13 protein-coding genes are annotated in these 11,936 nt (G+C 75.0%); 5 read left to right on the top strand and 8 right to left on the bottom strand.

Annotated features, from left to right (window positions below; all coding sequences use genetic code 11):
* Positions 1–17: 17 nt before the first annotated feature.
* Complete coding sequence (locus ACFYWL_RS06910; RefSeq protein ID WP_386968396.1) at positions 18–2,339, bottom strand: heavy metal translocating P-type ATPase; 2,322 nt, start codon at positions 2,337–2,339, stop codon at positions 18–20.
* A gap of 211 nt (positions 2,340–2,550) precedes the next feature.
* On the opposite strand from ACFYWL_RS06910, the gene ACFYWL_RS06905 reads away from it, so the two are divergent.
* Together ACFYWL_RS06905 and ACFYWL_RS06900 are read left to right on the top strand one after the other, a co-directional pair.
* A complete protein-coding gene (locus tag ACFYWL_RS06905; protein WP_386968394.1) occupies positions 2,551–3,561 on the top strand; it encodes an Acg family FMN-binding oxidoreductase in 1,011 nt (336 codons plus the stop codon).
* A gap of 91 nt (positions 3,562–3,652) precedes the next feature.
* Positions 3,653–5,359 (top strand): GAF domain-containing protein, encoded by a 1,707-nt coding sequence (locus ACFYWL_RS06900; protein WP_386968795.1) that lies wholly within the window; start codon positions 3,653–3,655, stop codon positions 5,357–5,359.
* A 99-nt stretch (positions 5,360–5,458) separates the two neighbouring features.
* Here the strand turns inward: ACFYWL_RS06900 and ACFYWL_RS06895 are convergent, their stop codons facing one another.
* Positions 5,459–6,097, bottom strand: a complete 639-nt coding sequence (locus tag ACFYWL_RS06895) for a response regulator (RefSeq protein ID WP_386968391.1) — start codon at positions 6,095–6,097, stop codon at positions 5,459–5,461.
* A gap of 186 nt (positions 6,098–6,283) precedes the next feature.
* On the opposite strand from ACFYWL_RS06895, the gene ACFYWL_RS06890 reads away from it, so the two are divergent.
* Positions 6,284–7,258 (top strand): Acg family FMN-binding oxidoreductase, encoded by a 975-nt coding sequence (locus ACFYWL_RS06890; protein WP_386968792.1) that lies wholly within the window; start codon positions 6,284–6,286, stop codon positions 7,256–7,258.
* 21 nt (positions 7,259–7,279) lie between these two features.
* Here ACFYWL_RS06890 and ACFYWL_RS06885 read toward each other — a convergent pair whose 3' ends face one another.
* The 4 genes from ACFYWL_RS06885 to ACFYWL_RS06870 all read right to left on the bottom strand — a co-directional run bounded on the left by ACFYWL_RS06885 (position 7,280) and on the right by ACFYWL_RS06870 (position 9,402).
* On the bottom strand, positions 7,280–7,762 hold the full coding sequence (locus tag ACFYWL_RS06885; protein WP_386968388.1) for a MarR family winged helix-turn-helix transcriptional regulator: 483 nt from the start codon (positions 7,760–7,762) through the stop codon (positions 7,280–7,282).
* A gap of 17 nt (positions 7,763–7,779) precedes the next feature.
* On the bottom strand, positions 7,780–8,643 hold the full coding sequence (locus tag ACFYWL_RS06880; RefSeq protein ID WP_386968385.1) for an MBL fold metallo-hydrolase: 864 nt from the start codon (positions 8,641–8,643) through the stop codon (positions 7,780–7,782).
* Positions 8,644–8,821: 178 nt separating this feature from the next.
* Positions 8,822–9,082: a hypothetical protein gene (locus ACFYWL_RS06875; RefSeq protein WP_386968382.1), complete on the bottom strand. Its 261-nt coding sequence runs from the start codon at positions 9,080–9,082 to the stop codon at positions 8,822–8,824.
* Positions 9,082–9,402, bottom strand: coding sequence for a hypothetical protein (locus tag ACFYWL_RS06870; protein WP_386968380.1), 321 nt, complete (start codon positions 9,400–9,402; stop codon positions 9,082–9,084). The genes ACFYWL_RS06875 and ACFYWL_RS06870 overlap by 1 nt, the downstream gene beginning before the upstream one ends.
* Before the next feature lie 248 nt (positions 9,403–9,650).
* Here ACFYWL_RS06870 and ACFYWL_RS06865 point away from each other — a divergent pair, with 248 nt between their 5' ends.
* Positions 9,651–10,454 (top strand): helix-turn-helix transcriptional regulator, encoded by an 804-nt coding sequence (locus ACFYWL_RS06865; RefSeq protein WP_386968377.1) that lies wholly within the window; start codon positions 9,651–9,653, stop codon positions 10,452–10,454.
* Positions 10,445–10,645, top strand: coding sequence for a DUF397 domain-containing protein (locus ACFYWL_RS06860; protein WP_386968375.1), 201 nt, complete (start codon positions 10,445–10,447; stop codon positions 10,643–10,645). The genes ACFYWL_RS06865 and ACFYWL_RS06860 overlap by 10 nt, the downstream gene beginning before the upstream one ends.
* Positions 10,646–10,986: 341 nt before the next feature.
* On the opposite strand, the gene ACFYWL_RS06855 is transcribed toward ACFYWL_RS06860, so the two are convergent.
* Both ACFYWL_RS06855 and ACFYWL_RS06850 read right to left on the bottom strand, forming a co-directional pair.
* A complete protein-coding gene (locus tag ACFYWL_RS06855) occupies positions 10,987–11,523 on the bottom strand; it encodes a DinB family protein (RefSeq protein ID WP_386968372.1) in 537 nt (178 codons plus the stop codon).
* 12 nt (positions 11,524–11,535) lie between these two features.
* Positions 11,536–11,880, bottom strand: coding sequence for a hypothetical protein (locus tag ACFYWL_RS06850; protein WP_386968365.1), 345 nt, complete (start codon positions 11,878–11,880; stop codon positions 11,536–11,538).
* Positions 11,881–11,936 lie beyond the last annotated feature (56 nt).

Genomic DNA, 11,936 nt, shown 5'->3' with positions numbered 1-11,936 from the left:
CGCTGCGCCGCGCGCTGTCAGTCGCGGAGGGAGAAGAAGTCCTCCTCTTCCTGGGCCAGGTGCAGGCGCAGGACGGCGTCGAGGCCGTACAGCGCGGCGAGCAGGTCGGTGACCTGGTCGCCGCGCAGCGGCCCGTCGCCGGCCTGGGCGAGGTGCCCGCCGATCCGGTCGACCAGCCGGCGGATCTCCACGTGTCCCCGGCTCATCGGCGAGGTCGCCTCGTCGCTGCCGAGCGGCCCGGCCAGCGCCGGGTAGAGCTGCCGCTCCTCGGCGGCCTCGTGCGGCAGCACCCGCCCGGTGAGCCGCCGGTGCGCCTCGCGCAGGGCGGGCAGGCAGTCGGGCGAGTCGGGGTGCGTGGCCACCAGGTCGGCGGTGTCCCGCAGGCCGGCGAGCACGTCGCGGACCGCGGCGTGCTCGCCGGCGTACCGGTCGAGCAGTTGCCGGGTGTCCGGCGGGACGTCCCGGCGGCGCAGCCCGCCGCCGAGGGCCCGCAGCGCGTTGAGGATCACCACGACGTCGATGCCCTCCTGGAGGAACGCCCCGGCCACCGGCGGCAGCTTCCCGGCGGCGGCGACGAGCATCGCCGCCACGGCCAGCGCCATCCCGACGACGGCGCTCTGGGTGGCGATGCGGCGGGCGTACCGGGCGATCTCCACGGCGTCGGCGAGCCGGTCGAGGCGGTCCACGGTGAGCACCGCGTCGGCGACGTCGGCGGAGGCGGTCGCCCCGGTCGCGCCCATCGCCACCCCGACGTCGGCCTCGGCGAGGGCGGGGGCGTCGTTGACCCCGTCGCCGACCATCACGGTGACCGCCCGGCGGGACTCCTCGCGTACCCGGGCGGTCTTCTCCTGCGGCGTGCACCGGGCCAGCACGCCGTCGACGCCGACGGCCTGCGCGACCTGGTCGGCGGTGCCGGGCCGGTCGCCGGTGACCATGATCAGCCGGGTCAGCCCGGCCTCGCGCAGGCGGCGCACGGTGCGGCGGGCGTCGGGGCGCACCGGGTCCTCCAGCAGGATCGCCCCGAGCGGCGCCCGCTCGTCGCTGACCCAGACCGCGGACCGGCCGGCCAGCTCGGCGCGTTCGGCGGCCCGGGCCGCCCACTGCGGCAGCTCGCCGCCGAGCTGGCCGACCCGCACCAGCCGCCCGTCGACCCGGCCGGTGACGCCGCGCCCCGGCTCCTCGGTGACGTCGGTCGGGTCGGCCAGCGGCAGGCCCCGCTCCCGGGCCTGCCGGACCAGGGCGGCGGCCAGCACGTGCGGGGAGAGCTGCTCCACGGAGGCGGCCAGCCGCAGCACCTCGTCCCGGTCGCCGCCGGGGGCGACCACCGTCTCGGCGGCCCGGGGCCGGCCGGCGGTGAGCGTGCCGGTCTTGTCGACCAGCAGGGTGCGGGCCCGGCCCAGCAGCTCCAGCGAGCCGCCGTCGCGGACCAGCACCCCGCGCCGGGCCACCCGGGACAGCCCGGAGACGATCGCGATGGGGGTGGCCAGCAGCAGCGGGCAGGGGGTGGCCACCACCAGCACCGCCACGGCCCGCACGAACTCGCCGGAGAGCCACCAGCCCAGCCCGGCCAGGACCAGGGTGAACGGCACGAACGCCGCCGCGTACCGGTCGGCCATCCGCACCATCGGGGCCTTGCGCGCGGTGGCCTCCTCGGCGAGCCGGACGATCCCCGCGTACGTGCTGGCCGCCGCGCTCTTCGTCGCCCGCAGCCCGAACCCGGCCCCGGCGTTGGCCACGCCGCTGGCCACCTGCTCGCCGGCCGCCCGCTGCACGAGCCGGGACTCGCCGGTGACGACCGACTCGTCTAGGGTGGCGGCCTCCTCGACGGCCCCGTCGACCGGCACCACGTCGCCGGGGCCGACCACGAGCCGGTCGCCGGCCGCGACCCGGTCCAGCGGGACCGTCTCGATGCCGCCGCCGGGGACCCGCCGCCGCGCCGTGCGCGGGGCCCGTTCCAGCAGGGCGCGCAGGTCGCGGGTCGCCCTGCGCTGGGCGTACGCCTCCAGCGCGTTGCCGGTGGCGATCATCAGCGCGATCACCGCGCCCGCCAGGTACTCCCCGACGACGAGCGTGCCGGCCAGCGCGAGGACGGCGATGACGTCCACCCCGAACTGCCGCGCCCACAGCCGGCGCAGCATGGTCCAGGCCGCCGGGGCCAGCGCGGCCACGGTGGCCGCCGCCCACAGCCAGTCGGCCCAGGCGCGCCGGCCGGCGAGCCACAGCCCCGCCCCGGCCAGCACGGCCAGCGTCAGCGCGGCCAGCGGGGCCCACTGGAGCCCGCGCGCCCAGCGCTGCCGCACCGGCCGCTCCGGTACGCACTCCCGCGCCTGGGTGCCCACCTGCGGATCCTCTCAACAGGCGGGGTCGGCGAGGAGGCCAACGACCGGATCGCGCCCGCCGCCGGTCACGGTCGTGGGAGGCGAACGGCCCGGGCGGGACGGGACCTGCGTACCGTGCGCCCGGAGAGCGGGCCGCCCAGGATGGAGTGGCAACCCCGCCCGGAGCACCGCCGGGGTGGGGCACGATGGGCTGAGACGAAAGGTCGTGACGATGAGCCACGAGACGCCGGCGACGCACCGCCCGCTGACCACCGCGCTCGCGGAGGCCGCGGCGACGGCCGGCCGCGCGCCCTCGGTGCACAACACCCAGCCGTGGCGCTGGCGGGTGCTGCCCGACGCGCTGGAGCTGCGCGTGGTGCGGGACCGCCAGCTCGCCGCCACCGACCCGGAGGGCCGGCTGTCGGCGCTGAGCTGCGGCGCGGCGCTGCACCACGCCCGGGTGGCCCTCGCCGCCGAGGGCTGGGCGTTCGTGGTGGAGCGGCTGCCCGACCCGGGCGAGCCGGAGCTGCTGGCGCGGCTCACCGACCTCAGGCGCGTCGAGGCCGACCCCGACGCCATGCGGATGGTGCAGTGCATGCAGGTGCGGCACACCGACCGCCGCCCGGTCAGCGACGACCCGGTGCCGCCGGCCGCGCTCGGCGACATCGCCGCGGCGGTCGCCGCCGAGGGCGCGCGGCTCCAGGTGCTCCACGTCGACCAGGTGATGGAGCTGGCCGCCGCGGCCTCACACGCCGCGACGGTGGAAGCGGAGGATTCGCGGCTGCGCGAGGAGCTGGACTACTGGACGAGCCGGGTGGGCACCGGCACGGGCCTGCCGCCGGAGGTGCTGCCCGAGCAGGCGCAGCAGACCACCGTGCCGGGCCGGGACTTCGGCCGCCCCGGCACCCTGCCGATCGGGCCGGGCCACGACCGGGCGGCGGCGTACGGGGTGCTCTTCGGCGACGAGGACGAGCCGGACAGCTGGCTGCGGGCCGGGGAGGCGCTGTCGGCGGCGTGGCTGACGGCGACCCGGCTGGGCGTGTCGATGGTGCCGCTGTCGGGCGTCGTCGAGGTGGAGGGCACCCGGCAGACGCTGCGGCGGGTGCTCGCCGGCCTCGGGTACCCGTACCTCGCGCTGCGGATGGGGATCGCGGACCAGGCGCACGCGGGCCCGCCGCACACCCCCCGGCTGCCCACGGAGCAGGTCGTCGACACCTCCGCCGTGCGCCCGCCGGGCGCATGATCGAGGCTGGGGCGGCGCGTTCGCCGGGCGATACCATCGCCGGGTGAACGCACCGAACCCGAGGAACGAGCCGGTCGCGCCCTCGCTGGGGCTGAGCCCGCTGTCCCGGGTCCGACTCGACGAGCTGCTCCAGGAGATGCTGGACCGGGTCGGCGAGGTGGTCACCAGTCGGGAGCGGCTGCGGGCCCTGCTCGACGCGGTGGTCGGCATCGGCACCGACCTCGACCTGCGCAGCACCCTGCAACGGATCGTGGCGGCGGCGTGCGAGCTGGTCGGCGCGACGTACGGCGCGCTCGGGGTGATCGGCCCCGACCGGCTGCTGCACGACTTCATCGTCCACGGCATCGACGCCGAACGGCACGCGAGGATCGGCGACCTGCCGCACGGCCGGGGCGTGCTCGGCCTGCTCATCGACGAGCCCCGCCCGGTGCGGATGCCCGACATCACCAAGCATCCGAAGTCATACGGTTTCCCGCCGCACCACCCGCCGATGCACAGCTTCCTCGGGGTGCCGGTGCGCATCCGCGAGCAGGTTTTCGGCAACCTCTACCTGGCCGAGAAGCAGGGCGCGGCCGAGTTCACCGAGGACGACGAGGAGATCGTGGTGGCGCTGGCCGCCGCGGCCGGCGTGGCGATCGAGAACGCCCGGCTGTACGCGCTGGCCCACCGCCGGGAGCGCTGGCTGGCGGCCACCGCCGAGATCACCTCGGTGCTGCTGGGCGAGGTACGCCGCACCGACGCGCTGGCGCTGGTGGCCCGGCGGGCCCGGGAGGTCGCCGAGGCGGAGCTGGCCGTGGTGCTGCTCTACGACGAGGACGCCGGCCAGTTCACCGTCGAGGTGGTCGACGCCGCCGACGAGTCGGTCCGGGTGCCGGCCGGCGGGGCCGGCGAGTCGGTCCGAGGGCTGGTGGGCGCGATGCTGCCGGCCGGGGAGACCAGCTTCGCCGAGTCGGTCACCGAGCGGCGGCACACGCTGGTGGGGAACCTGGCCGAGTCGGCGCCGTGGCCGACGCCGGTCAGCGCCGGGCCGGCGGTGGTCTCCCCGCTGGCCGCCGCCGACACGCTGCACGGCGTCCTGGTGATCGCGTACCCGCCCGACCGGGGCGGGGCCACCGACGACGACGTGGCGCTGCTCGGCAGCTTCGCCGGGCAGGCCGCGCTGGCCATGGAGCGGGCCCGGGGGCAGGAGGAGCGGGAGCTGCTGGTGGTCCTGGAGGACCGCGAGCGCATCGCGCGGGACCTGCACGACGTGGTGATCCAGCGGCTGTTCGCCACCGGCCTGCAGTTGCAGAGCGGCGCGATGAACGCCCGCCCCGAGGTGGCCAAGCGGATCAACGCCGCCGTCGACGACCTCGACGCCACGATCCGCGACATCCGCCGCACGATCTTCGAACTGCGCACCCCGATGAGCGCGGCGCTGCGCACCGAGATCCGCGAGGCCGTCGACGTGGCCGCCGAGTCGCTGGGCTTCCGGCCGTCGCTGGAGCTGACCGGCCCGATCGACAGCGCCGTCCCCGAGCCGGTCCGCCCCGACCTCACGGCCGTGCTCCGCGAGGCGCTGTCCAACGCCGTACGCCACGCCGAGGCGAGCCGGGTCGCGGTGGGCGTGCGGGTGGAGGGCGGCTGGGTCACGGTGACGGTCGCCGACGACGGCCGGGGCTGCGACCCGGCCGCCGCGCGGGGCGGCCTGGTGAACCTGCGCGAGCGCGCCGAACGCCACGGCGGCGAGTTCGAGGTGCGTCCGGTGACCCCGCACGGCACCGAGCTGCGCTGGACGGCCCCGCTGCGCGACGACTGAGCGGCGCGCCGATTCTCCCGGCGCGACGGCTGACCCGGCGCGACGGCTGACTCGCAGGTCGCGCCAGCGGCCGGCCCGGCAGGTCGCGCCGGCGGCCGGTCAGTGCGCCTTGCCCAGCAGGCGGGTGGCCAGCACGGCCGCCTGGGTGCGCCGCTCCAGGCCCAGCTTGGCCAGCACGCTGGAGACGTAGTTCTTCACCGTCTTCTCGGCGAGGAACATCTTGCCGGCGATCTCCCGGTTGGTCAGCCCCTCGGCGACGTACTCCAGGATGCGCCGCTCCTGCTCGGTGAGGGTCTTCAGCTCGCGGGGCTGCTCCACGCCGCTGCGGATGCGCTCCAGCACGCGGGCGGTGACCGCCGGGTCGAGCAGGGACTGGCCGGCGGCGACCCGGCGTACCGCGTCGACCAGGTCGGTGCCGCGGATCTGCTTGAGCACGTAGCCCGACGCGCCGGCCATGATCGCCGCGAACAGCGCCTCGTCGTCCTCGTACGAGGTGAGGATCAGGCCCCTGATCGACGAGTCGACGGCCCGGATGTCGCGGCACACGTCGATGCCGTTGCCGTCGGGCAGCCGGGCGTCGAGGATCGCCACGTCGGGCCGCAGCGCGGGGATGCGGCGGGCCGCCTCCTGGGCGGAGCCCGACACCCCCACCACCTCGATGTCGCCGCTGCTGGTGAGCAGGTCGGCAAGGCCACGGCGGACGACCTCGTGGTCGTCGAGCAGGAACACCCGGATCATCCCTCGTTTCTACCCCCTCGGGCCGGGCCCCCGCACGGGCCGAAGGTCCCTACCGTTGCCGTGCGGCGGCGGGCTGGGGGTCCCGGCGCGGACGGGACGTCCGGCCCTGCCCGGCGACCGCCCTGGTCACGCACCGTGGAGGTAGACCGGACGGGGGCGGCACGACTGCCACGGGAGGGGATCATGATGGAGACCGGCTTCACCGTCGAGCAGCTCAGGGCCGCCGCCGCCGACGCCGTGCGCGCCCCGTCACTGCACAACAGCCAGCCGTGGCGGTTCCGGCTGCGCGACGGCGGGATCGAGGTGCTGCTGGACCGCGAACGGCGGCTGCCGGCGACCGACCCGAGCGGCTGGGGCGCCCGGCTCGCCTGCGGGGCGGCCCTGTTCAACCTGCGGCTGTCCCTGGCCGCGGCGGGCGCCCCGGCGACGGTGCGCCTGCGCCCGTGCCCGGCGGAGCCCGACGTGCTGGCCCGGCTGACCCCGGACGTGCCCCGCCGGCCCACCCCGGCCGAGCAGATCCTGTACGCCGCCGTCCCGCACCGGTTCAGCAACCGGGCCCCGTTCTGGCCCGATCCGGTGCCGGCCGACGTGCGGTGGCGGCTCGGTGAGGCGGCGCGCGCCGAGCAGGGCTGGCTGGAGCTGGTGATCGGGGTGAGCGCGGTCAACGCGTTCGCCGAGGTCGCCCGCAGCGCCAACCGGGTGCTGGAGCGCGACCCCGCCTACCAGGCGGAGCTGGCCGAGTGGGTGCGCGGCGCGCCCGCGCCCGACGGGGTGCCGGCCGCCGCGGGCGGCCCGCTGGGCGAGCCGCAGGACCTGCTGCCCAGCCGGGGCTTCGGCGGGCGCAGCCGCGCGCCGGGGCGGGACTTCGAGCCGGAGCCGCTGGTGGCGGTGCTCGGCACGGCCGGCAACACCACCACCGACCAGGTGGTGGCCGGGCAGGCCCTGCAACGGGTGCTGCTCACCGCCACCGACGCCGGGCTCGGCGTGTCGATGCTGTCCCAGCCGATCGAGGTGCCGGGGGCGCGGGAGGCGCTGCGGCTGTCCCTGGGGCGGTTCGGCACCCCGCAGATGGTGATGCGGATCGGTTACGGCCAGCCGGGCTCGCCGACCCCCCGCCGCAGCGTCGACGAGGTGCTGGACGTGCCGGTCGTCAACGCGTGAACCGTCGCCTGGTGAGTCGCGTCAGAGGCACGACCCCCGGTCCTCGGCGTCGCCGATGATCGCGAAGAGCATGCGGCGCAGGGCTTGGACCTGGTCCTGGCCGAAGCTGCTCAGGGCCGCGGCCTCGACGGCGGCGCAGGCGGCGGCCACTGTCGCGCGGATGGCCTCGCCGTCCTCGGTGATCACGGGGATGCGCAGGCGGCGGTCGCGAGAGTCGTTGTGCCGCACGACGAGGCCCCTGCGTTCGAGCCGGTCCAGCTGGCTCATCAGGGTGGTCTTGTCCAGCGCGAGGGACTTGCCGAGTTCGCCCTGGGTGAGGCCGGGGGTCTTGTCCAGGGCGCTCAGCACGATGTAGTCGCGCAGCGTGAGCCCGTGCCGCTCGGCCACCTCGCCGGTCGCGCCGCGCATGCGCTGGGCCGCCCGGTGCAGCAGCCAGGTGATCTCGGAGTCGACGGCAGGGCTCGGGCCGACGACCTCGGGCACGGGCGATGGCAGGCTTCGCATCCCAGAACCGTACGTCTTCACCGGGACCGCGGCGCGGCCTCGGGCGTCAGCCGAGGAATGCCGTCGTAGGAGCCGAGGTCGTGCGCGGGGACGATCCGCAGCAGGCCGTCCAGGGCGATCATGCGGAGCAGATCCTGGCGCAGCTGGTGGGGATCGCTGTCGGCCAGTCTGCTCAGCAGCCACGGCCGTTCGACCCGCCGCCGGATGCCGTCGATCTGCCAGGTCAGATCGCCGATGAAGGCATACCGCCCGCCGGAGGGCAGCGTCACGAACACGATGACGGAGCCGGTCGTGTGGCCTCCCGCGAGGACGACGACCACCGAGCCGTCGCCGTGGACGTCGTGGCTCGCGGGGAACCCGAGGTACGGCTGGTCGTCGAACCCGTACTCGTGTATCTCGTGCCCCGGCGACACGTGGCGGAAGACTCTCCCGTCCGGGTCCTCGGCGGCGTACCGCCGTTCGTTCGCGTTCATCCAGACCGGTGTGCCCCGCAGGCTGTCGAGGCCGCTCGCGTGGTCCCAGTGCGAGTGGGTCAGCAGCACCCCCAGCAGCCTGCCGCGGTCGTAGCCGGCGGCGTCGAGCTGGGCGCCGACCGTCCGGCCCACCTGGTAGGGGGCGCGCACGAACCGGGGAAGCATCGCGACGTGCGCCGCGACGTCGACGCCGAAGCCCGCGTCGATCAACAGATCCCCGGCCGGGTGCTGCACCAGGACCGCGGACGCGGCGAAGTGGCGCTTGTCGCGGAACGATCCGCCGCGGACGGCGAAGGCCGCCCGGGTCTCGTACGTGCCGGTGGGCAGGTGGTAAATGGCCATGCCCGCGGGAGGGCGTGCCTCGGGCAGCGGTTGCGTCCAGGTGGCGGGCTCGGCGAGAGGCGACATGGCCAGATCGTACGAGCCGAGAAAGTCTGAGGCAAGACTTTCTCGGCTCGTACGACTCGGCTCGGCTGGCTTGGCACGGTCCGGCTTGGCGCGGCTGGCGCGGCACGGCACGGCTTGGCACGGCTCGGCTTGGCGCGGCTTGGCGCGGCTTGGCGCCCCGCGCCGGCCACCCCGGAGGTCACGCGCCCGGCGGGACCCGGCGGGACCGCGTCGCCCAGCCGAGGAAGCGGGCGTGCAGCGCCGCCGGGTCGGGCAGACCACCCAGGCGCAGCGTGTCGTCCATCGCCTCGTACATCGACGAGGCCAGGTAGAACGCCAGCGCGACCGAATGCCCCTCGAACTCGATCGTCAGCGCGAGGCGGGCCGGCTGGCACGGCCAGGGCGCGGCGCAGGACCGGCACAGCCAGGCCGGCCGCATCGGCAGATGCGGGCGGCCCATCAGAGCACCCGCAGGCAGCGCATCCGCAGGGCGATCGCGCGGGCCTCGGCGTCGCGCAGCGGCAGGAACCACAGGAACCGCTTGACGATCTCCGGCGGCTCCGGCCCTTCCGGCCGCCCGCGCAGGTCGCGGATCGCCGTGGGCATCAGGTACGACACGGCCGGCAGCAGGATGCTCGTGTCGAGCCGATCCAGTGGGAGCGCCCGGAGGGCGGGGCAGGGCCAGGGCTCGCCGCAGCACTCGCAGTCCCAGGTGGGCGAGCGGCCGAGATGCCCGGTGGCCGGCAGTGCCCCGGCGAGACGGTGACGGCCTTGCGACATGGTTGCCTCCTCGGTCGGTTGGCGGGGCCGCCCGGTCGGTGGCGCTGGGAGGACCGGGACGGCCTTTGGCGTACGCGACCGGCGGGCTCGGGCCCTCCACCGGCTCGCGCCGCTGGATTCCACACTGGGCGGTAACCACCTGACATCGGAAGGTGTTGGCCCACGATGGAGAGACCTCGGCCTCCCGCTTACCCCCTGGTGGGGAGGCGCGAGGGAGGCCCGGGCCGAGTTGGGGAGGGGTTGGGGACATGAGCATGACGGCGGCCGAGATCCTGTTGGACGAGCTGCGCCACGCGCGGTTGTCACGGGGGCTGAATCAGGACGAGTTCGGCAAGCTGATCAGCTATTCAGGTACACACGTCAGCGCCGTGGAGACTGGCGCGCGTCCGCCGACGAGCGCCTACGCCGCAGCGATCGACCGTGCCCTGAACACGGGCGGAATGTTCGTCCGCCTGCTCGAACGACTCTCGGGCCTGGACGCCGAACCACTCTGGCTGCGCGAGTGGATCACCTACGAGCAGCAGGCCCGCACGCTGCGATGGTACGAGGTCGCATGGGTGCCCGGTCTTCTCCAGACCGAGGCGTACGCAGGAGCGGTCTTCGGCAGCGACGGCAGGCTGAGCGCCGAGGAGGTCGAGACGCGCGTGGCGGCACGCCTGGCTCGGCAACAGGTTCTCTCGAACGAGGCTCCGCCGCAGCTCGTCGCGGTGGTGGACGACGCGGTCCTGCGTCGCCCGGTCGGTGGTGCTGCGGTCATGCGGGAGCAGCTCTTTCGCATGGCACAGCTCAATCAGGAGAGCAGGCGGGTGAGGATCCATGTCGTCCCGCAGGGAGTGGGCGCGTACGCTGGCCTGGACGGGCCGTTCGTCATCGCGACCCTGCCCGACCTGATGGACGTGGGCTACCTCGACAACAGGCTCAGGGGTCAAGTGGTCGAGCGGACCACCGAGGTTGCCGCCCTCCGTGAGCAGTGGGAAGCCACTCTCGCCGAAGCGCTGACCCTGCAACAGTCCACCGAGCTGATGATGGAAGTGGCGAAGTCATGGACGTGACCGGCGCGTGTTGGCGCAAGAGCACTCGCAGTGGCAGCAATCAAGGGGCCTGCGTGGAGGTCGCCGACAATCTTGCCGGTGTCGTCCTCGTCCGTGACACGAAGGACCGCGACGGCGGCACGCTCGCCTTCAGCCCCGCCCAGTGGCAGGGCTTCGTCGGCCTGGCGAAGGCGCTCGGCCCCGTCGCCTGACACGTCCCGCGCAAGCGCCCCCGGCCGCCCGGCTGGGGGCGCTGCGCATTCCACCCCAGCCACACCTACGCGAACGCCGCCCCACCCCTCCCCGGCCGCGAGGGTCCATCCCGTGAAACTTGGACAGTTTCGGTACGCCACGAACAGCAACCGTCCAAGATCTCCGCTTTCGGCGCGGCCCAGCCGCCCAGCCGCGACCCGCGCGGCCCAGCCGCGACCCGCGCGGCCCGGTGGCGACCGGTAGCGAGCGGCGCGGCACAGCGGCGGCCGGCGGGCCGGCGGGCCGGCGGGCGAACCGTCCACCCCACCCGGCGCTGATCTTCCCTGGGCTTGTTCGCGCACTACTCGTCGAGAATCTGCTCCCGGAGGATGTCGGCGTGCCCGCAGTGCTGGGCGAGCTCGCGCAGCACGTGGAGATACACCCACCGCAGCGGCAGCGGACCCCGCCGGTTGCCGCGCAGGATGTCGTCCAGGTCCAGGGAGGCCGTCGCCCGGCGTGCCGCCTCGCAGGCTTCGCGGTGCGCCTGCTGGACGCTGGCGATCGTGTCGCCGTCGTCGAGGAGGAACGAGTCTTCCGAGGCTGCGGGGAGGCCGAGTTCGACGCGCGGCCGGCAGGTGATGGCCTCGTCGAACCAGACCTTCTCGACGAAGGTCGCGTGCTTCACCAGGCCCAGCAGCGTGGTCCGGGAGGGCACCAGCGATCGGCGCGCCTGTTCCTCCGTCAGCCCGTCCAGACAGCGGTTGAGCGCGCTGCGATGCTCGTCGATGAACGCCTCGATCTGGGCACGGGCCGGCTGTGCGACGACCTGGTCGGCGAAGGTGGGCGGAAAGGAAGGCATGGCCAGAGCATTCCAGATCGTCGCGCCGCGAACGACCACCGGGAGCAGCGGTCAGCCGGCCCGGTACGACAGGTACCGGCCCTTCGACCAGCTGTGGAAGTTGTTCAGCTCGGACGCCGGGCCGCTGCAGTCGGGGGTCTGGTAGCCGGGGACGGAGACGAAGCCGCCGCTCCAGGCGAGCAACCAGGTCGCGTCGGCCGGGACCGGACGGCAGACGCCGTCAGGGGTGGCCTGCCTGCCGACGATTTCGGTCGGGTAGCTCGAATAGAAGACCAGGCCCGTGTCGGGGCTCTGGAACGGCTCCCCGGCGGCTGCGGGCGACGCCGGCAGCGCCACGGCCAGCGTGGCGACCAGGGCTGCGGCGAGACCTGCGGCGGGCTTGACGGATCTGCGCATGGCGTCCTCCCGGTGCGAAGTTCGGGAAAGGGACCGGGCCTCCGTGCGACCCGGAC

The sequence above is a fragment of the Micromonospora sp. NPDC002575 genome (genome assembly GCF_042889525.1).
Lineage (GTDB): Bacteria > Actinomycetota > Actinomycetes > Mycobacteriales > Micromonosporaceae > Micromonospora > Micromonospora carbonacea.
This window is presented reverse-complemented; position numbering and strand designations above follow the sequence as displayed.